The sequence below is a fragment of the Paracoccus acridae genome (assembly GCF_014642735.1).
In the GTDB taxonomy this organism is placed as follows: Bacteria; Pseudomonadota; Alphaproteobacteria; order Rhodobacterales; family Rhodobacteraceae; genus Paracoccus; species Paracoccus acridae.
Genome location: NZ_BMIV01000002.1, coordinates 228,320 through 253,557, shown reverse-complemented (window position 1 = coordinate 253,557; position 25,238 = coordinate 228,320). Strand labels below are relative to the sequence as shown.

Sequence of the window (25,238 nt, the reverse complement as noted above, 5' to 3'; positions counted from 1 at the left end):
TCCCCCCTTGTCGGGACGCGGCATAGACCCTTCGGCCTTACGAATCCAGCCCGGCCTTCTGGATGGCGTCATAGAGCGCCGCGTCACGGCCATAGACATCCTCGAACCGGCGGATGGTGCCGTCGGCGTCTGGGAAGGCGGTGAAATAGACCAGATGAACCGGAACGAAGGGCGTCAGCTTCAGCCAGGCCTCGTTGCCGCGATCCAGCGCCCGATGGAACATGGCCTTCGGATCGTCGGTCTGCCTGGACAACAGGGCATAGGCCAGATCGAAAGGATCGCCGATGCGGATGCAGCCATGGGAATGGGCGCGCATCGCATTGCCGAACAGATGCTTGGTCGGCGTATCGTGCAGATAGATGTTCCAAGGGTTCGGGAAGATGAACTTGACCAACCCCAAGGCATTGTCGTCGCTGGGCTTCTGCCGCATCCGGTAAGGGAAGTTCGCCGCCGTATAGCGGCCGAAGTCGATGCGGTCACGCGCGATCACGTTGCCCTTCCCGTCCACCACGTCCAGATGTGACACCGCATGACGGTTGGCCTGCAACTTGGGCAGGTATTCCTTGACCGTGATCGACCGGGGCACGTTCCAGCGGGGATTGGCCACCACATATTCGATTTCATCGGAAAATTCCGGCGTCTGGCGGTCGTGGTCGGGATGACCCACGACCACGCGGGTGCGGAAGACCTCGGTCCCGTTTTCCATGATCCGGGCGGTGTATTCGGGAATGTTCACCCAGACGTGACGCGCATCCAGATCCTCGGACCCCATCCAGCGCATCCGTTCCAGGGCCACGACAATGGCGCGGCTGCCGGCATCGTCGGGCACGTCGCCATTCAGGTGGCGGATGGTTTTGGGTCCGGCAACCCCGTCCGAAGGCAGCCCGACCGCCGCCTGATAGCGCGCCACCGCCTCCGCCAGGGCTGCGTCATAGGCCAGGGGATCCGAGGCGGTCGCGTCAAAGCCGATGCTGCCCAGCCGGGCGCGAAGGGGGACGATGCCGTCGCCGCGCATCCCGGTCCGCCACAACCCCTCGGGCACGCGCGGCAGATCGGCGGGAACCGCGAGTGTCTTCGGCACGGTCAGGGCACGTTGAAGCGCCAGATAGGCAGGGTGGCGCGGCTGAAGATCCAGAAGGAACTGCCGAGGATCCGGCGCCTGCGTGAAGTCGCGGATCAGGCGGTCGATGGGCGGGCGCCCGACCTCTCGTTTGATCAGCGGATCGACCGAGGCCGGGCGCACCATCCCCCCGGTCATGTCGCGCATATAGCGCACCAGGATCCGCGCCTGCCCCACCTCGGTCGCGGCATCGTGGGCATCGGCGGCCAAAGCAGCCATGGCATAACGGCCAGCCGGGATGCCATGCTGGGGCGCGGTCGCGATCGCATCACGCAGCGCCTCGCGCAGTTCGCCCGCGCGTTCGCCCATGAAGATCGGTCGCAACCCATGCGAGCCGTAATAAGCGGCCAGGTCCGGAACGGCTGCCGCCTTTTCAGCCAGAGCCATGTCCTGCGCGCTGAATTCAAGGCGTGGTGCGGCGGCAACAGCGACTGCCGGGGCCAGTCCGGCCTGTGTCTGCGCAACCTCAGATTGTCCCGTCCAGATCAATAGAATAGCTGCAAAAAATGTCTGACCGCGCATTGCCGTCCCTTCAATCCTAGTCCTGGATTTTGCCATTGCGCCCCCTTTTTCTCCAGCGAATGCGGGGCGGCTCGGCGCAGGGCGGGATCATGGTGGCATTGGCGCCACAGTCTCGCGGCGACCGTGCCACAACAGCGAAGCATCGGCAGGTTCTTGCCTAGCTTCTGTGGATTTACACCCTGGAAGGAAGGAATCTATTTCTGAGCGCACGGTCTTTTGACATATTGTTAAGCAGCCGGGGATAACCTCGGCCGCGCTGCAGAAACTGCGGCGGAAAAAAGACGAAGTGGGACAGGCGATCTGACATGACATTCGACCTTCTTTCGCGCCGCGGCATTCTGGGTGTGTTCGCGGCTACAACCGTGGCGGCAGCACCAGTGATGGGCAACGCCTTCGGGTTGCTGCGGGGCGCGGGCGACATGCGCCGCATCCGCATGTATTCGGGCAGGACCGGCGAAAGCCTTGACACGGTTTACTGGGTGGATGGCAAGTACATCCGCGAGGCCCTGAACGAAATCAACATCTTCATGCGCGACTGGCGCACGGGCGAAGCCATCGGGATCGACCCGCGCGCGGTCGATGTTGCCGCCGCCTCGCACCGGCTGCTGCAGACCAACGAACCCTACATGATGCTGTCGGGCTATCGCTCGCCCCGGACGAATGCGATGCTGCGCCGCAGTTCGGGCGGGGTCGCCCGCAACTCGCTGCACATGGTGGGCAAGGCTGCCGACCTGCGGTTGAAATCGCGTTCCGTCAGCCAGATGTACAATGCCGCGATGTCCTGCCGGGCCGGCGGCGTGGGCAAGTATTCCCGTTCCAACTTCGTCCACATGGATTGCGGACCCGTCCGCAGCTGGGGCGCCTGAAACATCGCATCTGCACCACCACCTGCAACGCCGCACGCCTTTCGCGCGCGGCGTCTTTTGTTGGCATATGGCTGCCGAAACAGGGGGATCCTGCAAGTGGCTTGACGGCACAGCCTGGAACCTGACACCTTTTCATCATCATGAACGTCAATTGAAAGCTGCCAGATGCCGCATATGACGCGTCGTTACCGAACAGCCAAGAAGATCCAGGCAACGGCGATCCAACTGGCGGTGCGCGACGGACTGGCGAATGTCACGACCGAGGCGATCGCCAAGGAAGCCGGCATCAGCACCCGGACCTTCTTCAACTATTATCCCTACAAGGAAGCGGCGATGATGGGGCCGCCGCCCGATTACCCGGCCGATGCGTCCGAGCAGTTCGTGAAGGGGCGCGGCACCCTGCTGGAGGATCTGGATCGCCTGATCACCCTTCACCTGGCACGCTTCATCGAGGAACGGGAGCTTCTGGCCCATATCCTGGTCCTGGCCAATTCGGATGCCAAGCTGGACGCCTTGCGCAATTCCACGATCCTGTCGCGCCGCGCGCAGATGCGCGACCTGCTGCGCCGCCGCTGTCCCGACGCCAAGCCCGCCCAGATCGAGATCCTGGCCGCCGCCATCGTCGCCGCCACCAATGCCGCGACAAAGGATTGGGCCAGCGGAGAGGTTGACGATTTCATTGGCGCCGCGCGCGAGAACCTGACCCTGATCCAGTCCGCAGCGGCCATGCTGTCGCAAAGCCCCGGCTAAACGCCGAGGATCTTGCGGTACAGATTGTCCAGGAAGGGACCGGCCTCGACGAAAGGGTCATGACCGGGACCAAGCACCGCGCGCACCTGCACCTCGAAATCGGCATAATGCTGGGTCAGCGCCCAGATCGAGAAGATGAGGTGGCGCGGCTCGACAGGGGCAAGGCGTCCGTCGTCCATCCAGCCCTGCAGGATCGCCGCCGCACGATCCACGATCTGCCGCAACCCGCCGCCCAGGATTTCCGTCAGATGCGGCGCTCCCTGCAGGATCTCATAGGCGAACAGGCGGCTTTCGCGGGGATAGCGGCGCGACATCTCCAGCTTGGCGCGGACATAGGTCATCACCTCCTCCAGCGGGTCGCCGTCGGGGTCGATTCGGACCATGGGGGCCAGCCACATGTCCAGCAGCGTGGTCAGAAGGGTCTTGTGGATGTCGTCCTTGGACGCGAAGTAATAAAGGACATTCGGCTTCGACAGGCCGGCCGCCTCGGCGATCTGGTCGATGGTGGCGCCCCGAAATCCGTTGACCGAAAAGACCGATAGCGCGCCTTCCAGGATCAGGTCGCGGTTCTTCTGCTGGATGCGCGTCAGGGGCGGCTGCGACTGGTCGGCCATTCCTGGTCCCTTTCCCTGATGCGTTTTTGGGCAACAGGCAAGGCGGCCCCCTTCGGGACGCTTGACTGAACCCTGCCCCGTGCTAGCGTGATCCTGACCAATTGGTCAATAAAGGAAGGGTGTTACAGGGCGCATCGCAGCCCGGCCCCATTAAGCCTGCCCTGCGCCAGAACGGGGCGGCCAGACAGGAAGGACGACAGATGACCGATGCCAGCGGGCTGGTTCCGGCTGCCAACATGCGGGTTGACGGCGAACGGCTGTGGGACAGCCTGATGCAGATGGCCCAGATCGGCCCCGGCGTGGCGGGCGGCAACAACCGCCAGACCCTGACCGACGCCGATGCCGAGGGACGCGCCCTGTTCCGCCAATGGTGCGAGGATGCGGGCATGACCATGGGCCTTGACCGGATGGGCAACATGTTCATGCGCCACGAGGGTGCAGAGCCCGATCTCGACCCGATCTATATCGGCAGCCACCTGGACACCCAGCCCACCGGAGGCCGGTTCGACGGCGTTCTGGGCGTCTTGGCAGGGTTGGAGGTGATCCGGTCGGTCCGCGACATGGGCATCACCACGCGCCGTCCCATTGTCGTGACCAACTGGACGAACGAGGAAGGCGCACGCTTTGCGCCGGCGATGCTGGCATCGGGCGTCTTTGCGGGTGTTCTGACCGAGGATTACGCCAACAGCCGCACGGATGCGGAAGGCAAGCGCTTCGGGTACGAACTTGAGCGCATCGGCTGGCGCGGCGACGAGGCTCCGGGCGATCGCCGCATCCATGCGATGTTCGAATACCATATCGAGCAAGGCCCGATCCTGGAAGCCGAGGGCAAGCAGATCGGCGTGGTGACGCATGGCCAGGGGTTGTGGTGGCTGCAAGTCACGCTGACCGGCAAGGACGCGCACACGGGATCCACGCCCATGAACATGCGCGTGAATGCGGGCCTGGGCATGGCCCGCATCATCGAGGCCGTGCATCGCATCGCCATGGACCATCAGCCCGATGCCGTGGGTGCGGTGGGCCAGGCGAATGTCTGGCCGAACAGCCGCAACGTCATCCCCGGCCGCGCCGTCTTCACCGTCGATTTCCGCAGCCCCGATCTGGCCAAGCTGAACGCCATGCGCGCCCGGCTTGAGGACGAGGCGCCCCGCATCGCCGCCGACCTTGGCCTGGGGATCGAGATCGAGCCGGTCGGCCATTTCGACCCCGTGACCTTCGATCCCGGCCTTGTGGAGAAGGTCCGCAATGCCGCCGAAAGGCTGGGCTACAGCCATATGAACATCGTCTCGGGTGCGGGGCATGACGCCTGCTGGATCAACCGCGTAGCGCCCACGGTGATGATCATGTGTCCCTGCGTGGACGGGCTGTCCCATAACGAGGCCGAGGAGATCACCCCGGAATGGGCAAGCGCCGGGGCGGATGTGCTGCTGCACGCGGTGCTGGATGCGGCCGAGATTGTCCGCTGACGCGGACGAAAGCCGGGGGCGCTGCCCCCGGACCCCCGGGATATTTGAACACAGAAGATGAGGGCATCCATGAGCACGGTCATCCGCAACGGCACCATCGTCACCGCCGATCTGTCCTACAAGGCCGATGTGCTGGTTGAAAATGGGCGCATCGCGGCCATCGGCCAGGGCCTGACCGGCGACAAGGAGCTGGACGCCACCGGCTGCTATGTGATGCCGGGCGGGATCGACCCGCATACGCATCTTGAGATGCCCTTCATGGGCACCTATTCGGCCGACGATTTCGACAGCGGCACGCGGGCGGCGCTGGCGGGCGGGACGACGATGGTGGTGGATTTCGCCCTGCCCTCGCCCGGCCAGGGGCTTCTGGACGCGCTGCAGATGTGGGACAACAAGTCGGGCCGCGCGCATTGCGATTACAGTTTCCACATGGCGGTGACCTGGTGGGACCAGCAGGTCTTCGACGAGATGGCGGCGGTGGTGGATCGCGGCATCACCAGCTTCAAGCATTTCATGGCCTACAAGGGCGCGCTGATGGTGAATGACGACGAGTTGTTTGCCAGCTTCCGCCGGGTGGGCGACCTGGGCGGCGTGGCGATGGTCCATGCCGAGAACGGCGACGTGGTGGCCGAACTGTCTGCCCGGCTGCTGGCCGAAGGCAATACCGGTCCCGAGGCCCACGCCTATTCCCGCCCCCCGCAGGTCGAGGGCGAGGCCACCAACCGCGCCATCATGGTGGCCGACATGGCGGGCGTGCCGCTGTATGTGGTCCATGTATCCTGCGAGGACAGCCACGAGGCGATCCGCCGCGCCCGCGCGGCAGGCAAGCGCGTCTGGGGCGAGCCTCTGATCCAGCACCTGACGCTGGACGAAAGCGAATATTTCAACCCTGACTGGGATCATGCCGCTCGCCGCGTCATGTCGCCCCCTTTCCGCAACAAGCTGCACCAGGACAGCCTCTGGGCGGGGCTGCAATCGGGGTCGCTGTCGGTCGTCGCGACCGATCACTGCGCCTTCACGACCCAGCAGAAGCGGACCGGCATCGGCGACTTCACGAAGATCCCCAATGGAACTGGGGGTTTGGAGGACCGGATGCCGATGCTGTGGACGCATGGGGTCGCGACCGGGCGGCTGACGCCCAATGAATTCGTGGCCGTCACCTCGACCAATATCGCCAAGATCCTGGGGATGTATCCCCGCAAGGGCGCGGTGCTGGTGGGCAGCGACGCCGATCTGGTCGTCTGGGACCCCGAGGCCGAAAAGACCATCGCGGCGGACAGCCAGCAGTCGGCCATCGACTATAACGTCTTCGAAGGGCAGCGCGTAAAGGGACTGCCGCGTTATGTCCTGACGCGCGGGCATGTGGCGGTGGACGGCGGCAGGCTGGATAGCCGCGAAGGCCATGGCGAATTCGTCGCCCGAGAGCCGCGCGGCACCGTGAACCGCGCGTTGTCTGCCTGGAAGGAACTGACCGCACCGCGCCCGGTGGAACGGTCGGGCATCCCGGCAAGCGGGGTGTGACTTGACCGTCATCCAGGCCCGCGACGTTTCCCTGACCTTCCAGACCGCCGACGGGCCGGTCCATGCGCTGAAGGACGTCAGCCTGACCATCGAGCGGGGCGATTTCGTCAGCTTCATCGGTCCGTCGGGCTGCGGCAAGACGACCTTCCTGCGCGCCATCGCCGCGCTTGAGACGCCGACCGCCGGCACGCTGGAGGTGGCGGGCATGGCGCCGGACCAGGCGCGGCGGCAGCGGGCCTATGGCTATGTCTTCCAAGCGCCGGGGCTTTATCCCTGGCGCACCATCGCCGGAAACATCAGCCTGCCGCTAGAGATCATGGGCTTTTCCCGCGCCGACCGCGCGCAGCGGACCCAGCGCGTGCTGGATCTGGTGGACCTTGCCGGCTTCGGGGCCAAGTATCCCTGGCAATTGTCGGGCGGGATGCAGCAGCGCGCCAGTATCGCCCGCGCCCTGGCCTTCGACGCCGACATCCTGCTGATGGACGAACCTTTCGGCGCCCTGGATGAGATCGTGCGCGACCGCCTGAACGAGGCGCTGCTGGACCTGTGGAAGAAGACCGGCAAGACCATCGGTTTCGTCACGCACTCGATCCCCGAGGCGGTCTATCTCTCCACCAAAATCGTCGTCATGTCGCCGCGTCCGGGGCGGATCACGCGCATCATCGACAGCCCCCTGCCCCGCGACCGCCCGCTGGAGATCCGCGACACGCCGGAATTCATCGCCTTGGCCCAGCAGGTGCGCGAAGGGTTGCGCGAAGGGCACGGGTATGACTGAGTCCGCGATCCCCCTTGGACCGGGCGTCCTGGGGCGTGGGTTCGGGCGCGCCCTGCCCATCCTGACCGTGCTGCTGGCCATCGTTGTCATCTGGTATCTGGCGGCGGTCTGGATGAACGCCCCCTGGGTGCGGGACCAGGCGGCCCGCGCCGATGCGGTGCTGACCGCAAGCGACCTGATCCGCCAGACGCTGACGCTGGAACGCCCTGTCCTGCCCGCACCGCATCAGGTGGCGGCCGGGCTGTGGGACGGGATTGCGGGGCAAAGCATCACCTCGAAGCGCAGCCTGGTCTGGCATGGCTGGGTCACGCTGTCGGCAACGCTGGCGGGCTTTGCCATCGGCACGGTGGCGGGGATCGGGCTGGCGGTGGGCATCGTCCACAACCGCGCCATGGACCAGTCGGTGATGCCCTGGGCGGTGGCCAGCCAGACGGTGCCGATCCTGGCCATCGCGCCGATGGTGATCGTGGTCTTTGCCAGCATGGGCGTGACCGGGCTGCTGCCCAAGGCGATCATCGCGGCCTGGCTGTCCTTCTTTCCGGTACTGGTCGGCATGGTCAAGGGGTTCCGCACGCCCGACGCGATGCAGCTTGACCTGATGCACAGCTGGAACGCGTCCCGCGCGCAACAGTTCTGGCGGCTGCGGCTGCCCAGTTCCCTGCCCTATCTGTTCGCCAGCCTCAAGGTCGCCATTGCCGCGGCCCTTGTCGGCACCATCGTGGGCGAGCTTCCGGCAGGCGCCACGGCGGGGCTTGGGGCGCGGCTTCTGTCGGGCAGCTATTACGGGCAGACGGTGCAGATCTGGTCGGCGCTGTTCGCGGCCGCGATCCTGGCCGCCGTGCTGGTCATGCTGATCGGCGCGCTGGAACGGCTGACCCTGCGGCGCATGGGGCTTGCACGATGAGCGCGCTGCCCGTCATCGCCGTCTGGCTGGGCGCCCTAGCGCTGAATACCTGGCTGTCGCGCTTCGACACCCGCGCGACCCGGCTTGCGGTGGCGCTGATCTTCGGCGCCACGATCTTGATCCTGTGGGAGATGATCGTCCGCATCTATGCCATCCCACCCGTGATCCTGCCCGCGCCCAGCCAGATCGGCGCCAGCTTCGCCGCCAATACCGCGATCCTGTGGACCGATTTCGTGCAGACCATCGTCAAGGGGGCGCTGACCGCTTGGCTGATCGGCGCCCTTGCTGCCGTGCTGACCGCCATCGCCATCGACCGCAGCCCCTTCCTGCAACGCGGGCTGCTGCCCATCGGCAACTTCGTCGCCGCCCTGCCCATCGTCGGCATCGCGCCGATCCTGGTGATGTGGTTCGGCTTCGACTGGCAGTCCAAGGCGGCGGTGGTCGTGGTGATGGTGTTCTTCCCGATCCTGGTGAACATGGTGGCGGGCCTTGCCGCGACCGATCCCATGCAGCGCGACCTGATGGCGACCTGGGCCGCGCCTTATTGGGCAAGCCTGTGGAAGCTGCGCCTGCCAGCCGCCATGCCCTTTCTGTTCAACGGGCTGAAGATCACCACCACCCTGGCCCTGATCGGCGCCATTGTCGCGGAATTCTTCGGCAGCCCGACCAAGGGCATGGGCTTCCGCATCTCGACCGCGGTGGGGCGGCTGGATCTGCCGCTGGTCTGGGCGGAAATCCTTGTGGCGGCAATCGCGGGATCGCTGTTCTATGGCATCGTGGCGCTGATCGAAAAGAAGGTGACGTTCTGGCACCCGTCGCAGCGTCCTCAACGGGGCTGATGCCCCACATGACAGGAGAGGGAAGATGAAGACTTTGATGCTGGGTGCCGCATTCGCCCTGGCGGCGGGCGGCGCGGGCGCGCAGGAACTGACCCTGCAATTGAAATGGGTCACCCAGGCGCAGTTCGCGGGTTATTACGTCGCCAAGGACAAGGGCTTCTACGAGGAAGAAGGCCTCGACGTCACCATCCTTCCGGGCGGCCCCGACATCGCGCCCACGCAGGTGCTGGCAGGCGGCGGCGCGGATGTGATCGTCGAATGGATGCCAGCCGCCCTTGCCGCCCGCGAAAAGGGCCTGCCGCTGGTCAATATCGCGCAGCCCTTCAAGGCGTCGGGCATGATGCTGACCTGCCTCAAGGAAAGCGGCATCACCGATCCCAAGACCGACTTCAAGGGCAAGACCCTGGGCGTCTGGTTCTCCGGCAACGAATATCCCTTCCTGTCCTGGATGAGCCAGCTTGGCCTGTCCACCGAAGGCGGCCCGGATGGCGTGACGGTCCTGAAGCAGGGCTTCAACGTCGATCCGCTGCTGCAAAAGCAGGCCGCCTGCATCAGCACCATGACCTATAACGAATACGGCCAGGTCCTGGACGCCGGCATCGCGCCCGAGGATCTGGTGACCTTCAAATACGAGGACCAGGGCGTCGCCACGCTGGAAGACGGCCTCTATGTCCTGGAAAGCACGCTGCAGGACGATGCCAAGGTCACCGACCTGGTGAAATTCGTGCGCGCCAGCATGAAGGGCTGGAAATATGCCGAGGAAAACCCCGAGGAAGCCGCCCAGATCGTGCTCGACAATGACGAGACCGGCGCCCAGACCCTGGACCATCAGGTCCGCATGGTCACCGAGATCGGCAAGCTGACGGCAGGCAGCGACGGCACCCTGGACGAGGCCGATTATCAGCGCACCGTGGACACGCTGATGGCCGGCGGCTCCGACCCGGTGATCTCGAAAGCGCCGGAAGGGGCCTTCACCCATCTGATCACCGACCGCGCCTTCGACTGATCCATCTTCTGTGCCGAAATATCCTCGGGGGGAATCCCGGAACGGGATGGGGGGCAGACAGCCCCCCTTCTTCTTTGCCCCCTGCGACCCCAAGGGCCCCACGCGATCGCATCCCGCATGAGCCTGCCCTTCATTGGCTGGGCCGAAAGCGGGTCGGGCCGACCTGCGTTGCCAAGGCTTCATGGCCTTGGCCGGGATTGGCTATGACACGGGCAGGGATCGCCATATCGCCCGAAGGGGTTGGGACGGCTTCCCGCCCCTGCCCGTCCCTGCGTTCAGCGGGCCATTTCGCGAACCACTTCGCCTTTGGGATCCAGTTCCAGCGTCACCGCCTCGCCCTGCGGGTTCGTGGCATCCAGCAGCAGGCGCGGACCATGGGCGTGCAAAAGACCCAAGGCGGTATAACCGGCGCCGGTCAGCCGCTGATTGACGGCGACGCTGTCAAAATTCGCCGGAAGGGCGGCAGGACGACCGCCATCGCGACCCGTCGGGCGCATTCCATGGGGCCGGTCCCCGTGCATGGCATGACCGCCCGGACGCATCCCACGCTCGCCATGGCCGGGACCGCGGTCACTGCGGCGTTCCTCGCGCCGGTCACCGCGTGGCCCATCCTCGCGGCCAAAGCGCAGCACGCGACCGTCTGCGTCGAATTCGGCGCGCATATCCTCGCCAGTCGCATCCTCGCCCTTGACCATCACGCGGCCGTTGCGGTTGCCGATCTCGTCGATGCGGTCGAACTGCGCGATTACTTCATTGTCGCGCACGGCCTGGGGAATCAGCGAGTCGATCAGGTCGGCGGGGATCGCGGCATCATCCACCTCGACCCCGATCAGCGCGTTCTGGCGGTCGAACTTCACCTCGATCTCGGCTCCGCTGGGCTGGCGGCCCTTGATCTCGATGTGATCGGGACGTTGCTTCACCTCGGTGATGGAACCGAACAAGCCCATCACCTGCTGGCCGCGCAACTCGGCAGGCACAAGGGCGTCGGTCAGCGATTGCGGCAAGGCGCCGCCATCCGCCTCGACCTCGACCAGGTTGCCGGCCATGTCCACCCTGGCCTCGATGTCGATCCCATCGGCGGTGCGCCCTTCGATCTCGCGCATCCCGTCGCGCTTCGTCTCGACTTCAAGATTGCCGAGGTTCAGACCGGCCAGGGGCGCAGGCAGGTCGCCCGGCGCAGGCGCTGCGGTCTGCGCCATCGCGCCCGTGCCGATCCCGGCGATCAGCGCCAGCATCGCGGCCGAGGTGGTAAATCTGCGAATGGCCATGTCGGTATCCTTTCAATTCTTCGGGCGGCAAGGCCCTGACGAATCAAGTCCTAGCCCCTTGTCGCTGAACGAATCGCCAATGGCTCGTTTGGTTTCCATTTGGGTTCCGGCCGCTATGCTGGCGGCATGAACCCGATGCGCGCCCTTGCCCTGATCCTTGCGACCTGCGCCCCGGCGACGGCCCAGGATGTCGCGCCGCAGGTGATCGAACAGTTCCAGCCCCTGCCCTTTCACGAGATCGCCGCCTCGGTCGCCGATCGTTACGAGGGCAGGCTGCTGGCTGCCGATACCCGCGCGCCGATGCCGCATGAACGCGACCTGGGCGCGGAACTGGTCTATCAGTTCCGGCTTCTGACCCCGCAGGGCAACCTGCTGGACATCCGCATCGACGCCCGCAGCGGTCGCTTCCTGTCGGTGTCCGGCCGCGGCCAGTTGGAAGCCCGCAAGCCTGTGCAATGAAGGAACCCCCATGCGTGCCTTGATCGTCGAGGATGATCCCCTGTTGTCCGGGCAACTGGCGGCTGCCCTGCGCGACGCGGGCTTTGTCACGGACTGCGCGGCGGATGGCGTGCAAGGCGAATATCTGGGGGCCACGGAATCCTATGACGTCGCCGTCCTGGATCTGGGCCTGCCCGGCATGCCGGGGATCGAGGTTCTGACCCGTTGGCGCGATGCGGGGCTGGCGATGCCGGTCCTGATCCTGACCGCGCGGGGCGACTGGACCGACAAGGTGGCCGGTTTCCGCGCCGGGGCCGACGATTACGCCGTCAAGCCCTTCCGCCTGGACGAGGTCGTCTTGCGCTGCCAGACCCTGATCCGCCGCGCGGCAGGCCATGCCCGCCCGGTGATCCGCGCTGGCGCCCTGGTGCTGGACAGCCAATTGGGCGTCATCACCCGCGACGGGGTCGCGCTGAAGCTGACTGGGTTCGAGTCGCGGATCCTGTCCTATCTGCTGCTGCACCAGAACCGGGTCGTCAGCCGCACCGAACTGTCCGACCACCTGTACGAGGCCGAATCCGACCGCGACTTCAAATCCATCGAGGTCGTGATCGGCCGGTTGCGCCGCAAGGTCGGCGACGGCGTGATCGAAACCCGCCGCGGCGAAGGCTATCTGCTGCGGGCGCCTGCGTGACGGGGTCGATCCGGGGGCGGTTGCTGCTTCTGGCGGCGGTCTGGCTGGCGGCGGCCTTGCTGGCGGCGTTCCTGTTCATCTCCTCGCTGCTGAGGGATTTCATCACCGACCGCTTCGACGCCGAAATGGCGGCCGTCGCGGATGGATTGATCGCGTCTCTTGACATGGACGACGAAGGCCGGATCGAACTGGACGACCCGCCGACGGATCCCCGCTTCGGGCTGCCGTTCAGCGGCTGGTACTGGCAGGTCGCATCCGATGCGGGGGTCATTGCCCGTTCCGATTCGCTGCTGGACGGGTTGCTGCGGGGACCGGCCGGCGCATTCACGGGTGGCCTGGGGGTCGGCGCGGATGGCGCGGCCCTGCGCGTGCTGCGCCGCCAGGTGACGCTGCCGGATGAAGGGGTGCGGATTGCCGTGACCGTCACCGCGCCTCGCGCGCAGATCGACGACAGCCTGCGCCAGATCAGCCGCCCGCTGGGTATCGCGCTTGTCGTCCTGGGGATCGTGCTGGCCCTGGCCAGCGTGGTGCAGGTGACGGCGGGGCTGACCAGCCTGGATCGTCTGCGCCGCGACCTGGCCCGGGTCCGCGCAGGAACCCGCGACCGGCTGGCCCTGCCCGATGTCAGCGAGTTGCGACCCCTGACGGCAGAGATCAACGCGGCCCTCGATCAGAACGCCGATCTTTTGGCCCGGTCGCGGCAGCATCTGGGGAACCTGGCCCATTCATTGAAGACGCCCCTGGCGGCGCTGGCGAACGAACTGCCCCCCGATCATCGCGGTCAGGCGCTGATCACCCGCATGGACCGGCTGATCGGCTGGCATCTGCGCCGCGCCCGATCCGCCGGACCGCGCGTCCTGGGACAGCGCACCCCCGTGCGGCCGGTCATCGACGACATCCTGATGGTCCTGCGCTGGCCCATGCAGGACAAGGGCATGACCGCCCGGATCGACTGCCCTGCCGGTGCCGCCTTCGCAGGCGAACGGCAGGATCTGGAGGAGATGATCGGCAACCTTTGCGAGAACGCCGTGAAATGGGGGCGCTCTCATCTGGCGATCACCGTTTCCCATTCCCCCGGCCTGACCATCCGCATCGAGGATGACGGTCCGGGAATGACGGAGACCGACGCCCCCCGCGCGCTGATCCGCGGGGGACGGCTGGATGAACACGGTGCCTCGGGGTCGGGGCTGGGGCTGGCCATCGTGGCGGATCTGGCGGCGCTGCATGGCGGCGGCCTGCGGCTGGAACGGTCGGCAATGGGGGGGCTGGCGGCCATCCTGGACCTGCCTGCCTGAAATTTCCGCAAACCGCGTTCCGCGAAGTTTTACCATTTGATAAAAAATTTGGCCTGTGTCAGCCTGATTCTTGCCAACAGGTGAGCCAGGAGACGTAAATGTCCCAAGCAAGATTGGCGCCGGGCGTCGTTCCCGGCCGCCTTACCCCTCATGAACTCGCGGTGAACTTTGCCGATGTCGCACCGCCCCTGACCCGGCACGAGGCGCGCGTCGCGGCCGACCGTTGTTATTTCTGCCATGATGCGCCCTGCATCACCGCCTGCCCGACCAGCATCGACATCCCGCTGTTCATCCGCCAGATCGCGACGGGCACGCCCGATGCGGCGGCGATGACGATCTTTCACGCCAACATCCTGGGCGGCATGTGCGCCCGGGTCTGCCCGACCGAGAACCTCTGCGAAGGCGCCTGCGTGCGCATGGATGCCGAAGGCGACCCGGTCGAGATCGGCGCGCTGCAGCGATACGCGACCGACGGGCTGATGGCGCAGGACGGCCACCCGTTCCGCCGTGCAGCCCCCACGGGCAAGCGCATCGCGGTCGTGGGCGCGGGCCCCGCCGGCCTTGCCTGCGCGCACAGGCTGGCCGCCAAGGGCCACGATGTCACGATCTTCGAGGCGCGGCCCAAGCCGGGCGGGCTGAACGAATACGGCATCGCCAGCTACAAGGCCGTGGACGGCTTTGCCCAGGCCGAAGTGGACTGGATCCTGGGCATCGGCGGGATCGAGTTGCGCCACGACCAGCGGCTGGGCCGCGACATCACCCTGGATACGCTGCGGGCCGACTACGACGCGGTGTTCCTGGGCATGGGCCTGGGGGGCGTCAACGCCCTGCGTGCCGAAGGCGAGGAACGCGGGAACGTGCTGGACGCGGTCAGCTTCATCCGCGACCTGCGCCAGGCCAGCGACCTGACCACCCTGCCCATCGGCCGCGACGTGGTGGTGATCGGCGGCGGCATGACGGCCGTGGATGCGGCCGTGCAGGCACGCCTGCTGGGGGCGGAAAACGTCACCATCGTCTATCGGCGCGACCAATCGCAGATGGGCGCCAGCCGCCATGAACAGGACCACGCCACCGCCAGTGGCGTCCGCATCATCTGCAACGCCGCGCCGGTCAAGGTCCATGGCAACGGCACCGTGGTCGAGGTCGAATTCGCCTATACCGCAGTCGATCCCGATGGCGGGCTGCACCTGACCGACGACCGCTTCCGCCTGAAGGCCGACCAGTTGTTCCGCGCCATCGGCCAGCGGCTGGATGGCGTGCCGCAGGACCTGGCACTGGACGGCGCCAAGATCGGCGTCGCAGGCCCCGGCCGCACCAGCATCCCCGGCGTCTGGGCCGGCGGCGACTGCGCGGCAGGCGGCGACGACCTGACCGTCACCGCCGTGGCCCAGGGCCGCGACGCTGCCGAAGACATCGACGCCCACCTGACCGGACGTCCGGTCGAGATTCCCGGCTGAGGAGATCCATCATGGCCGACCTGCGCAGCAATTTCATCGGAATCAAGTCGCCCAACCCGTTCTGGCTGGCATCCGCCCCGCCCACCGACAAGGAATACAACGTCCGCCGCGCCTTCCAGGCCGGCTGGGGCGGCGTGGTGTGGAAGACCCTGGGCGCCGAAGGCCCGCCCGTCGTCAACGTGAACGGTCCCCGATATGGCGTGATCCACGGTCCCGACCGCCGCGTCCTGGGGATCAACAACATCGAACTGATCACCGACCGCCCGCTGGAGGTGAACCTGCGAGAGATCAAGTCAGTCAAGCGCGACTATCCCGACCGCGCCCTGGTGATTTCGCTGATGGTGCCCTGCGACGAAGATAGCTGGCGCGACATCCTGGCCCGGATCGAGGATACCGGCGCCGACGGCGTGGAACTGAACTTCGGCTGCCCGCACGGCATGTCCGAACGCGGCATGGGCAGCGCCGTGGGCCAGGTGCCCGAATACATCGAGATGGTGACACGCTGGGTCAAGCAATACTCGCGCATGCCCTGCATCGTGAAGCTGACGCCCAACATCACCGATGTCCGCAAACCGGCCGAGGCCGCGATGCGCGGCGGCGCCGACGCGGTCAGCCTGATCAACACCATCAACAGCATCACCAGCGTCGATCTGGACCTGTTCGCCCCCGAACCCACCATCGACGGCAAGGGCGCGCATGGCGGTTACTGCGGGCCCGCCGTCAAGCCCATCGCGCTGAACATGGTGGCCGAGATCGCGCGCAATCCCGCCACTTACGGCCTGCCCATCAGCGGCATCGGCGGGGTGACCACCTGGCGCGACGCGGCCGAGTTCATGGCCCTTGGCGCGGGCACGGTGCAGGTCTGCACGGCCGCGATGACCTATGGCTTCAAGGTGGTGCAGGAGATGATCTCGGGCCTGCGCGACTATCTGGACAGCCACGACATGGCGATGTCGGACCTGATCGGGCGGGCGGTGCCCAACGTGACCGATTGGAACCAGTTGAACCTGAACTATGTCACCAAGGCCCGGATCGACCAGGACCTGTGCATCAAGTGCGGCCGCTGCTATGCCGCCTGCGAGGATACAAGCCACCAGGCCATCGCCATGAAGCCCGGCCGCGTCTTCGAGGTGATCGAGGAGGAATGCGTCGCCTGCAACCTGTGCCTGGACGTCTGCCCGGTGGAAAACTGCATCGACATGCGCGAATTGGCCGTGGGCGAGATGGACCTGCGCACCGGCATCCGCCGCGGCACCTATGCCAACTGGACCACGCATCCGAACAACCCGATGGCGGTGAAGGCGGCGGAATGAAGGCGGTGGTCGGGGCGAGAAGATTCGAACTTCCGGCCTACGGTACCCAAAACCGTCGCGCTACCAGGCTGCGCTACGCCCCGACGCGTTCCGTTTAGCGGATCGCGTCGGCGGGGGAAAGCCCTAGCCGCAGGGAAGTGCTGCCAAATCCTGATGCAGCCGGGGATGGGCCATGGGCTGGCCCACGGCCAGGCCCAGACGCTCGGCCTCGCCGCCGCCGATCTCCAGAATCATCTGGCGATCGGGGTCGGGATCGCCGGGGCCCGCACCGGGAATGGGCGTTTCGTCCAGGGGAACGGCACGAGGATGGATATGCCGGATCACGCCCGCTTGGTCCAGAAAGATCAGATCCAGGGGAATATAGGTGTTTCGCATCCAGAAGCTGACGGCGCGGGGCGTGTCATAGACGAACAACATGCCGCTGCCCCGTTCCAGGGACTTGCGGAACATCAGCCCCTGGGCGCGTTCGGCTTCGTCATCGGCCAGTTCGACCTGAAATGCGACAGGTCCATCGGATGTCTGGAAGATCACCCGGTCGGGCGCGCAGGCCACATCGGCAGCAGAAGGGCCGGACCATCCCAGCGAAAGGAATAAGGCCGCAATCGCGGCCTTATTCAGCGACATGCGCCATGAAATCCTTGATGTCCTGCACTTGATCGCCAAGGCTTGCGGCATTCAGGGAACTGGCGCCCTTCTCGGCGCCACGATCCCAGCTTGTCACCTGGGCCGCCATCAGGCCGCGCGGACCTTCGACCACGCGGATGCCGATCGCCTCGCCGATGGCAAGGTCGGCAAAGCCGGAATGGCGCAGCACCTCGACATGCAGGAAAACATCATCGGGATGGCCGAAGATATTGGCAAAGCCGAAGCCCTTGGCCTTGTCGAACCACTTGACGCGGGCGGGCCGCAAGGGCAGCGCCTCCAGATGCTCGATCACGCCATTGTCCAGGTCCGCGATCGGCGGACCCTCCGACAACGGAGGCTCGATCGAAACAACCTCGGTGGCCTGAAGGCCCCGCTGCGTCGGCTGCATCCAGACGGTCACGCGGGACTGATCGGCGACCGAACTGCGTCCGAAATTCCTGAGAACGTTGGCGTGCAGCAAAATGTCCGCACCGCCTTCTTCGTTCAGGATGAAGCCATAGCCCTTGGTCGGGTCAAACCACTTGACCAGCCCAGAAACCAGCTTCAGTCCTCTCTCATCCGTCATCTTCCCACCACATGCGCTCAGCGCGTCTTGTCCTGCCCCGAAATCAACCAATCCAACCGTTCAATTCCTGTGCCTGCAAAGCGGCGGTCGCTTACGGAAGACAAAGGCACCTTGCTGATCAGCGCCCATCACCCATGGTCAGCCACCGGGGCCCTTTCGTCAAGCCCTAGGGTGAAAGCCGCTCTACAATCCATACACCGGTCGCCTCTTTGTCCCAGCGGAAGCGGTCATGCAACCGGAAAGCGCCATCTGCCCAAAACTCGATCTGCGTCGGGGCGATCCTGAACCCGCCCCAGAACGGCGGCCGGGGGGGATTTGCGCCGTGGCGCAGGCCCTGGCGCGCAGCCTCGGCCAGCAGTGCGCCGCGGCTTTCCAGCGGCTGCGACTGCCGAGAGGCCCAGGCCCCGATCCGGCTTTGCAGGGCGCGGCTGTTGTAATAGGCGTCGGCCTGCGGGCCTTCGACACGGGTGACATGGCCGCGCACGCGGACCTGGCGGCGCAGGGTTTTCCAATGCATGACAAAGGCCGCCTTGCCGGTGGATGCGATCTGCCGGCCCTTCGCGCTGTCGTAATTCGTGTAGAAGACAAAGCCCCCTTCGGTGCCCTGCCCCTCGATTTCCTTCAGAAGAACCATGCGTGCATCGGGCATGCCGTCCGCGTCCACCGTGGCAAGGGCGATGGCATTGGGATCGTTCGGCTCGGTCTTTTCGGCCTCGGCCAGCCAGCGGCGCGCGATGTCGAAGGGGTCGTCGCCCGCAAACAAACCGTCTCGATCAGCCATGGTGCTTTCCTTGCGCTTGATGCTTGCAACCCTTTGGCCTAAGCACCTTTCACAAAGGGTTGAAAGCGCGAGAGGCGGCACATGTCAAGCGAGCAGAAGCGGGGATTGATGGCTGGCAAGCGCGGCCTTGTCATGGGTTTGGCGAACGACAAGTCGATCGCCTGGGGCATCGCCCGCGCCGTCGCGGGCGAAGGCGCCGAACTTGCCTTCTCGTACCAGGGCGAGGCGCTGAAGAAGCGGGTCGATCCCCTGGCCGCGCAATTGGGGTCGTCGCTGGTCCTGCCCTGCGATGTCAGCGACGAGGCATCCATCGAGAAGCTGTTTCAAACGCTTGAACAGGAATGGGGCAGCCTGGATTTCGTGGTCCATGCCATCGGCTTTTCCGACAAGGACCAGCTGCGCGGCCGCTATGCCGACACGACGCGCGACAATTTCATGATGACGATGGACATCTCGGTCTATTCGTTCACGGCCGTTGCGCGTCACGCATCGGCGATGATGCCCAATGGCGGCAGCCTGCTGACGCTGACCTATTACGGCGCCGAACGGGTGATGCCGCATTACAACGTGATGGGCGTGGCCAAGGCGGCCTTGGAAGCCAGCGTGCGCTATCTGGCCGAGGATCTGGGCAAGGACGGGATCCGCGTCAACGCGATCAGCGCAGGCCCGATCAAGACCCTGGCGGCCAGCGGCATCGGCGATTTCCGCTATATCATGAAATGGAACGAACTGAACTCGCCCCTGCGCCGCAACGTCACGACCGAGGATGTGGGCAATTCGGCCATCTACCTGCTGTCGCATCTGGGCGCGGGCGTGACGGGCGAGACGCATCACGTCGATGCCGGTTATCATGTCGTCGGCATGAAGGCCGTTGACGCGCCCGACATCGCGACCGTCAAGAAGGACTGACCGGTCCAGATGTCCATCACCGCCGATCAGCTTGCCTTGTTCATCGGCACGCTGTCCGTGGCCATCCTGTCGCCGGGTCCGGGCGTCATCGCCGTCAGCCAAAGCGCCTTTGCCCTGGGCCGCAGGCGCGCCCTGCCCTATGGCTGGGGCCTGGCGGTCGGTGCGTCGGTCTGGTGCATCTTTGCGCTGCTGGGCCTGACGGTGATCTTTCGCGCGCTGCCCTGGACCTATGTGGCGCTGAAGATCCTGGGCGGGGCTTATCTGGTTTGGATCGCCTTCAAGATGTGGCGCCATGCGGCCGACCCCTTGCCGGACCCGGCGGAAAGCAGCCGGGGGATGGGCTTTTTCGGCGGGATGATGCTGAACCTGTCGAATCCCAAGCCCGCGCTGTTCTATTCCGCCGTGCTGCTGTCGATCTTTCCCGTGTTGCTGTCCGCCGGGGACAAGCTGGCGATTTACGCCACGGCAATATCCGTCGAACTGGCATTTTATACCGCGCTGGCGTCGCTGATGGCTTTGCCTTGGCTTCGGCGCAGGTATTATGCCGCGAAATTCTGGATCGACCGCGCGGCTGGTCTGGCGATCGGGCTGCTGGGCCTGTCGCTGATCCTGCGCCACTGAAAGAGGGACTGCCATGATCGACCGCCTGCCCCACGAGAAGGGTTTCCACGTCAGCTGGGACCAGTTGCACCGCGACGCCCGCGCGCTTGCCTGGCGCCTGGACGGGACCGACTGGCGCGCGGTCGTCGCCGTGACGCGCGGCGGGTTGGTGCCTGCGATGATCGTGGCGCGCGAATTGGACATCCGCACCATCGATTCGATCTCAATCCGGTCCTATAAGGGCGTCGGCGCCGAGGCGGGCCAAGGCCAGCTTGAGGTCCTGAACCACCCCGATCCGGCCCTGATGGGCGATGGCGAAGGCATCCTGGTGATCGACGACCTGGTGGATTCTGGCCGCACCCTGGAACTGATCCGAGAGATGTATCCCAAGGCGCATTTCGGGACCGTCTATGCCAAGCCCAAGGGCAAGCCGATGGTCCAGACCTATGTGACCGAGGTCAGCCAGGACACCTGGATCTTCTTCCCCTGGGACATGGCGCTGCAATACGTCCAGCCCTATCGCGGCGAGGACTGAGGCCGGGCGCAGCCTATTTTTGGACCCCTCGGCCGGAACCTGCCGGCCGATTGGGCATTGTCTCCTCAATCGCGCATCGCACGAATGCGCGGAAATATAGGAGGAAAGACATGCGCAAGTTGATGCTCGGCACGGCCATGATCCTGCCACTGATGATGGGTCCGGCGTTCGCCCAGGACACCGCGACGACGCCTGCCCCTGCCGATCCCGCGACGGATGCGACCACCGCCCCGATGGGGACCGATGCCGCCCCCGCGGCCGAAATGCCCGCGGGCGAGAACACCGAAGCCGCAGCCGACGCTGCTGCCGAAGCCGACGTCGCGGCAAGCGGCAAGGTCGAACAGGAACAGGCTGCGAATGAACTGCGGATCGACTGGATCACCGACGCGACCGTGAATTCCCCCGAGGGTGAAGCCATCGGCGAGATCAATGACGTGATCATCGATGGCGAGGCGGGCACGGTCAAGGCGGCCGTGATCGGCGTGGGCGGCTTCCTGGGGATCGGCGAAAAGCAGATCGCCGTTCCGTGGGATCAGTTGACCATCAACTATGACGCCCAGGAAATCAGCAGCGACCTGACCAAGGAAGAAGCCGAGGCTGCCCCGGAATACGTCTTCCGCGAACAGGAAGCGGCACCGGATGCCATGGGCACCGAAGGCGCGGCCGGCGGCGGCATGGCCACCGATGGCACCATGGCGACAACCCCGGATTCGGCTGCAGCCACGACCGATCCCGCAATGACCGGCACCGCCCCGGCGACCACGACCGATCCGGCGATGACCGGCACCGACGCCGCGACCACCACGACGACCGAGCCGATGGAGGCACCGGCCGACACCGCCGAAACGCCCGCAACCCCGCCCACGGATGCGGCCATGGAACCCGAGGACGATGCCGCCGCCGAACCGGCGGAAGGCACCACTCCGGCGACCAACTGATCGGTTTGACGATCACGGCACCGACGGCCCCCTGTCCAGGGGGCCGTTTCCGTTTCAGTTGCCGCGCACGAAGCGCGCCGCGCCTTCGGCCGCACGCTGCAGGGCGCGACTTTTATTCACGGTTTCCATGAATTCGGATTCCGGGTCGCTGTCATAGACGACCCCGCCCCCGGCCTGGATATACAGCGCGCCGTCCTTCAGCACGCCCGTGCGCAGCGCGATGCACATGTCCATCTCGCCATTGGCGGCGAAATAGCCGACGGCACCGCCATAAACGCCGCGCTTCTCGGGCTCCAACTCGTCGATAATCTCCATCGCGCGGACCTTGGGCGCGCCCGATACGGTGCCCGCGGGCAGGCCCGCCAGCAGGGCGGACAAGGCATCCTCGCCTTCGCGCAACTCGCCCACCACGTTGCTGACGATGTGCATGACATGGCTGTATCGTTCGATGACGAACTGCTCGGTCGGCTTCACCGTCCCGGGCTTGGCCACGCGCCCCACATCGTTGCGGCCCAGATCCAGCAGCATCAGGTGTTCGGCCAGTTCCTTCTGGTCGCCCAGCAGATCGGCTTCCAGCGCGCGATCCTCGGCCTCGTCGGCGCCACGGGGGCGGGTGCCGGCGATGGGGCGGATCGTCACCTCTCCGTCGCGCAGGCGCACCAGGATCTCGGGCGATGCGCCGACGATCTGGAAGCCGCCCAGGTTCAGGAAGAACATGAAGGGCGAGGGATTGGTGCGGCGCAGGCTGCGATAGAGCGCAAGCGGCGGCAGCGGGAAATCCATCCGCCAGCGTTGGCTTGGCACGACCTGGAAGATGTCGCCCGCCCGGATATAGTCCTTGGCCCTTTCCACCGCCGCCAGATAGTCGGCCTTGGAGAAGTTCGACACCGGTTCCCCAATCCGGGCATCCTGCCCCAGGGCGCGGGGTTCCGAGGGCTGACGGTCCAGCGACCGCAGCGCATCCATGACGCGTTCCGCCGCCTGGGCATAGGCGGCGCGGGCATTGTCGGTCCCGTCATGCCAAGCGGGCGCGCAGAGCGTCACCTCGCCCTTCACGCCGTCCAGAACCGCCACCACGGAGGGGCGCATCAGCATGGCGTCGGGCAGGTCCAGTGGGTCGGGGTTCACGTCCGGCAGATGTTCGACCAGCCGGATCATGTCATAGCCCAGATATCCAAACAGGCCCGCCGCGACCGGCGGCACGCCGTCGGGCATCGTCTCGATCCGGCTTTCCGCGATCAGCGCCCGCAGGCTGTCCAGCGCAGGGCGGTCATCAGGCTGGAAATCGTCGGAAAAGCGCGCCTGGCGGTTGATCCGCGCATGGCCGTTCCGGCAATCCCAGATCAGGTCAGGCTTCATGCCGATGATGGAATAGCGGCCGCGGATTTCCCCGCCCGTGACCGACTCCAGCATAAAGGACATGGGCGCGGCTTCCGCCAGCTTCAGCATCAGGCTGACGGGCGTGTCCAGGTCTGCGGCCAGACGGATGGTGACAAGCTGGTTCTGCCCGGCTTTCCACGCCGCCTCGAAGGCGGCGAAATCGGGGGTCAGTTCCATCACTGGACCTGCGCATTGATGGCGTTGATGGCCTGCTGATCCAGCGTGATCCCCGCCTCGCGCTGCACCGCGCGGGCATAGTAATCGAAGATGTCCGACTGCAACGACTGGCCCAGCCGGTCGCCAACGGCACCGGCGATACGCTGCGCATCCTCGGTGGTCAGGTCGGCCTCGTCGATGGCGTCCAGACGCAGCAGGATCACACGACCCTCCGCATCCACGATCTCGATATCGCCGACTGCCGACATCGCAAAGGCGCGGGACACGGCCTCGGCGGGAACACCCTCGATCCAGCCGTCGCGGGTGACGTCCTCGACCTCGGTCCATTCGGGGGCGGGCTGGCCCTGGGGCGCCGGGGGGGACAGGCGCTGTTCCTCGGCCAGGGCCAGAAGCTGACGCTGCGTCTCGGCACGCCGCCAGTCCGCCTCGACCTCGGCCCGGACCTCCTCGAAGGGGCGCAGCGTCGGCGGCACCACCTCATCCAGGCGCAGGGCGAAGACGCCGCCGTCGTCGAGGCTGGCCAGTTCCGGGAAATCCGCTTCCGAGATTTCCTGCACACGATCGCGGAACGCCTGATAGCCTGCGATGCTGCCTTCTTCCGGCGTGGCCCCGGCAGACCAGTCGATGCTGCCCAGTTCCAGTTCGGTTTCCTCGGCCACCTGTTCCAGGGTGGCGCCGCCCGCCAGCAGATCCTCGTATTCGGCGGTGCGATCCTCGATGATGCGGGCGGCGCGATCAATGGCTGCCTCGGCCCGCAGATCCTTCTGGGCCTCCTCGAAGGGGATGTTCACCGGCTCCAGGATCGCGTGGACGGAAAACAGCGCGGGGCCAAGGTCGGTCTGGACGGGGCCGACGACGCCGGGCTCTGCGGCGGCAAAGACGGCCTCTCCGGCGGTGCCCAGATCGACCTGCGACACCTCGCCCAACTCGGCATCCTCGGGCTGGAGGCCGCGCTGCAGCACGAAGGCCTCGAAGGGGGCCGTGCCCGCGTCGATCTGTGCCTTGGCGGCCTCCGCCTCCTCGGCCGAAGGGAAGACAAGGCGGCTAACCAACCGGCGTTCGGGCCGCTGGTATTCGTCGATATTGGCGTCATAGGCGGCACGCAGCGCGTCCTGGTCCAGTTCGACGGTGGGGGCCAGCATCTCGGGCGTCAGCCAGACATAGGTGATCTTGCGCAACTCAGGCGCGGTGAAGCGATCCGCATTGGCGCTGTGCCAAGCCGTCAGCGTCGTGTCGTCGGGTTCGGCCACCGGGGCGGGCAGCATGTCCGCAGTCAGTTCGCGCCAGGCGACATCGCGGCGTTCCAGGATCCATTTCGCCGTCGTCTCGACAGCGGGTTCGGGGGCGGAGACGCCGCCCGCCACCGCCTGCTGGATCAGCAGGCGCGCCTCGTCATTGCGGATTTCGCGCTCGAACTCGGCCTCGGACAGGTTTTCGCGGCGCAGCACCTCGGCATAGGCGGCACGGTCGAAGCTGCCGGTCGGGCCACGGAAGGCAGGGGCTTCCAGGATCGTCTGGCGGACCTTTTCGTCCCCCACGGCCACGCCGATCCGGCGGGCCTGTTCCTCCAGCGCGGCGGCGGTGATCAACTGGGACTGGACCGCCTGCGGTAGGCCGATGGCCTGCGCCTGCGCCATGCTGATCGGCTGGCCCGTCTGCTGCTGATAGGCGTTCATCTGGTTGCGCAACGCGCGGGCATAGTCGTCGGCGGTGATCGTCGTGTCGCCGACCGATCCGATGGTCGTCGATCCGCCCGAGAAGCTGGTCACGCCAAAACCGCCAAGACCCAGGACCATCAGGCCCATCAGCACCCAGACGATCGTCGATTTCCCATGTGTCCGCAGGTTCTTCATGCCCGGC

25 protein-coding genes and 1 tRNA gene are annotated in these 25,238 nt (G+C 66.0%); 17 read left to right on the top strand and 9 right to left on the bottom strand.

The window, feature by feature from the left end; all coding sequences use genetic code 11:
* Positions 1-37: 37 nt before the first annotated feature.
* On the bottom strand, positions 38-1,507 hold the full coding sequence (locus tag IEX25_RS04330; RefSeq protein WP_188714176.1) for a L,D-transpeptidase family protein: 1,470 nt from the start codon (positions 1,505-1,507) through the stop codon (positions 38-40).
* A gap of 440 nt (positions 1,508-1,947) precedes the next feature.
* Here IEX25_RS04330 and mepK point away from each other — a divergent pair, with 440 nt between their 5' ends.
* Both mepK and IEX25_RS04320 read left to right on the top strand, forming a co-directional pair.
* Positions 1,948-2,508 carry a peptidoglycan L,D-endopeptidase MepK gene (gene mepK, locus IEX25_RS04325; protein WP_103173203.1) on the top strand — a complete coding sequence of 187 codons (561 nt, stop codon included), beginning with the start codon at positions 1,948-1,950 and terminating at the stop codon, positions 2,506-2,508.
* A gap of 174 nt (positions 2,509-2,682) precedes the next feature.
* On the top strand, positions 2,683-3,258 hold the full coding sequence (locus IEX25_RS04320; protein ID WP_158247992.1) for a TetR/AcrR family transcriptional regulator: 576 nt from the start codon (positions 2,683-2,685) through the stop codon (positions 3,256-3,258).
* On the opposite strand, the gene IEX25_RS04315 is transcribed toward IEX25_RS04320, so the two are convergent.
* Positions 3,255-3,872, bottom strand: coding sequence for a TetR family transcriptional regulator C-terminal domain-containing protein (locus tag IEX25_RS04315; RefSeq protein ID WP_188714175.1), 618 nt, complete (start codon positions 3,870-3,872; stop codon positions 3,255-3,257). The two genes, IEX25_RS04320 and IEX25_RS04315, sit on opposite strands and share 4 nt — an antisense overlap.
* Positions 3,873-4,072: 200 nt before the next feature.
* On the opposite strand from IEX25_RS04315, the gene IEX25_RS04310 reads away from it, so the two are divergent.
* The 6 genes from IEX25_RS04310 to IEX25_RS04285 all read left to right on the top strand — a co-directional run bounded on the left by IEX25_RS04310 (position 4,073) and on the right by IEX25_RS04285 (position 10,383).
* Positions 4,073-5,338 (top strand): Zn-dependent hydrolase, encoded by a 1,266-nt coding sequence (locus IEX25_RS04310; RefSeq protein ID WP_188714174.1) that lies wholly within the window; start codon positions 4,073-4,075, stop codon positions 5,336-5,338.
* Between the two features lie 69 nt (positions 5,339-5,407).
* Entirely contained in the window at positions 5,408-6,859 is a 1,452-nt protein-coding gene (gene hydA, locus IEX25_RS04305) for a dihydropyrimidinase (RefSeq protein ID WP_188714173.1), read from the top strand.
* A 1-nt stretch (position 6,860) separates the two neighbouring features.
* Positions 6,861-7,634 carry an ABC transporter ATP-binding protein gene (locus tag IEX25_RS04300; protein ID WP_188714172.1) on the top strand — a complete coding sequence of 258 codons (774 nt, stop codon included), beginning with the start codon at positions 6,861-6,863 and terminating at the stop codon, positions 7,632-7,634.
* Positions 7,627-8,538 carry an ABC transporter permease gene (locus IEX25_RS04295; protein ID WP_188714171.1) on the top strand — a complete coding sequence of 304 codons (912 nt, stop codon included), beginning with the start codon at positions 7,627-7,629 and terminating at the stop codon, positions 8,536-8,538. Before IEX25_RS04300 ends, IEX25_RS04295 begins: the two co-directional genes overlap by 8 nt.
* Complete coding sequence (locus IEX25_RS04290; RefSeq protein WP_188714170.1) at positions 8,535-9,377, top strand: ABC transporter permease; 843 nt, start codon at positions 8,535-8,537, stop codon at positions 9,375-9,377. The genes IEX25_RS04295 and IEX25_RS04290 overlap by 4 nt, the downstream gene beginning before the upstream one ends.
* Before the next feature lie 25 nt (positions 9,378-9,402).
* A complete protein-coding gene (locus IEX25_RS04285) occupies positions 9,403-10,383 on the top strand; it encodes an ABC transporter substrate-binding protein (protein WP_103173211.1) in 981 nt (326 codons plus the stop codon).
* A gap of 275 nt (positions 10,384-10,658) precedes the next feature.
* Here the strand turns inward: IEX25_RS04285 and IEX25_RS04280 are convergent, their stop codons facing one another.
* The gene (locus IEX25_RS04280) at positions 10,659-11,651 is read right to left on the bottom strand and encodes a hypothetical protein (RefSeq protein WP_188714169.1); all 993 of its coding nucleotides are present in this window, start codon (positions 11,649-11,651) and stop codon (positions 10,659-10,661) included.
* Between the two features lie 135 nt (positions 11,652-11,786).
* Here IEX25_RS04280 and IEX25_RS04275 point away from each other — a divergent pair, with 135 nt between their 5' ends.
* The 5 genes from IEX25_RS04275 (at position 11,787) to preA (ending at position 16,848) form a co-directional block, all read left to right on the top strand.
* Positions 11,787-12,110: a PepSY domain-containing protein gene (locus IEX25_RS04275; RefSeq protein WP_188714168.1), complete on the top strand. Its 324-nt coding sequence runs from the start codon at positions 11,787-11,789 to the stop codon at positions 12,108-12,110.
* A gap of 10 nt (positions 12,111-12,120) precedes the next feature.
* A complete protein-coding gene (locus IEX25_RS04270) occupies positions 12,121-12,783 on the top strand; it encodes a response regulator transcription factor (RefSeq protein WP_103173214.1) in 663 nt (220 codons plus the stop codon).
* Positions 12,780-14,078, top strand: coding sequence for a sensor histidine kinase (locus IEX25_RS04265; RefSeq protein ID WP_188714167.1), 1,299 nt, complete (start codon positions 12,780-12,782; stop codon positions 14,076-14,078). The genes IEX25_RS04270 and IEX25_RS04265 overlap by 4 nt, the downstream gene beginning before the upstream one ends.
* Positions 14,079-14,176: 98 nt before the next feature.
* On the top strand, positions 14,177-15,535 hold the full coding sequence (locus IEX25_RS04260) for an NAD(P)-dependent oxidoreductase (protein WP_188714166.1): 1,359 nt from the start codon (positions 14,177-14,179) through the stop codon (positions 15,533-15,535).
* A gap of 11 nt (positions 15,536-15,546) precedes the next feature.
* Positions 15,547-16,848, top strand: a complete 1,302-nt coding sequence (gene preA / locus IEX25_RS04255) for an NAD-dependent dihydropyrimidine dehydrogenase subunit PreA (protein ID WP_188714165.1) — start codon at positions 15,547-15,549, stop codon at positions 16,846-16,848.
* Between the two features lie 6 nt (positions 16,849-16,854).
* Here the strand turns inward: preA and IEX25_RS04250 are convergent.
* From IEX25_RS04250 to pdxH, 4 genes are all read right to left on the bottom strand, one after another.
* Positions 16,855-16,931 (bottom strand) — tRNA-Pro (locus IEX25_RS04250).
* 40 nt (positions 16,932-16,971) lie between these two features.
* Positions 16,972-17,472 carry a DUF192 domain-containing protein gene (locus IEX25_RS04245; protein ID WP_188714164.1) on the bottom strand — a complete coding sequence of 167 codons (501 nt, stop codon included), beginning with the start codon at positions 17,470-17,472 and terminating at the stop codon, positions 16,972-16,974.
* The gene (locus tag IEX25_RS04240) at positions 17,459-18,058 is read right to left on the bottom strand and encodes a cold-shock protein (protein WP_103173219.1); all 600 of its coding nucleotides are present in this window, start codon (positions 18,056-18,058) and stop codon (positions 17,459-17,461) included. Before IEX25_RS04240 ends, IEX25_RS04245 begins: the two co-directional genes overlap by 14 nt.
* 166 nt (positions 18,059-18,224) lie before the next feature.
* Positions 18,225-18,860, bottom strand: a complete 636-nt coding sequence (pdxH, locus tag IEX25_RS04235) for a pyridoxamine 5'-phosphate oxidase (RefSeq protein ID WP_268236129.1) — start codon at positions 18,858-18,860, stop codon at positions 18,225-18,227.
* A 60-nt stretch (positions 18,861-18,920) separates the two neighbouring features.
* Here pdxH and fabI point away from each other — a divergent pair, with 60 nt between their 5' ends.
* From fabI to IEX25_RS04215, 4 genes are all read left to right on the top strand, one after another.
* Positions 18,921-19,748, top strand: coding sequence for an enoyl-ACP reductase FabI (gene fabI / locus IEX25_RS04230; RefSeq protein ID WP_188714162.1), 828 nt, complete (start codon positions 18,921-18,923; stop codon positions 19,746-19,748).
* Between the two features lie 9 nt (positions 19,749-19,757).
* Positions 19,758-20,369 carry a LysE family translocator gene (locus tag IEX25_RS04225; protein WP_229665036.1) on the top strand — a complete coding sequence of 204 codons (612 nt, stop codon included), beginning with the start codon at positions 19,758-19,760 and terminating at the stop codon, positions 20,367-20,369.
* A 13-nt stretch (positions 20,370-20,382) separates the two neighbouring features.
* Positions 20,383-20,883 (top strand): xanthine phosphoribosyltransferase, encoded by a 501-nt coding sequence (gene gpt / locus IEX25_RS04220; RefSeq protein ID WP_103173222.1) that lies wholly within the window; start codon positions 20,383-20,385, stop codon positions 20,881-20,883.
* Between the two features lie 110 nt (positions 20,884-20,993).
* A complete protein-coding gene (locus IEX25_RS04215; protein ID WP_188714161.1) occupies positions 20,994-21,821 on the top strand; it encodes a PRC-barrel domain-containing protein in 828 nt (275 codons plus the stop codon).
* Positions 21,822-21,875: 54 nt separating this feature from the next.
* Here IEX25_RS04215 and trpE read toward each other — a convergent pair whose 3' ends face one another.
* Together trpE and IEX25_RS04205 are read right to left on the bottom strand one after the other, a co-directional pair.
* Positions 21,876-23,378, bottom strand: coding sequence for an anthranilate synthase component I (gene trpE / locus IEX25_RS04210; RefSeq protein ID WP_188714160.1), 1,503 nt, complete (start codon positions 23,376-23,378; stop codon positions 21,876-21,878).
* Complete coding sequence (locus IEX25_RS04205) at positions 23,378-25,231, bottom strand: peptidylprolyl isomerase (protein ID WP_229665035.1); 1,854 nt, start codon at positions 25,229-25,231, stop codon at positions 23,378-23,380. The genes trpE and IEX25_RS04205 overlap by 1 nt, the downstream gene beginning before the upstream one ends.
* Between the last annotated feature and the right edge of the window lie 7 nt (positions 25,232-25,238).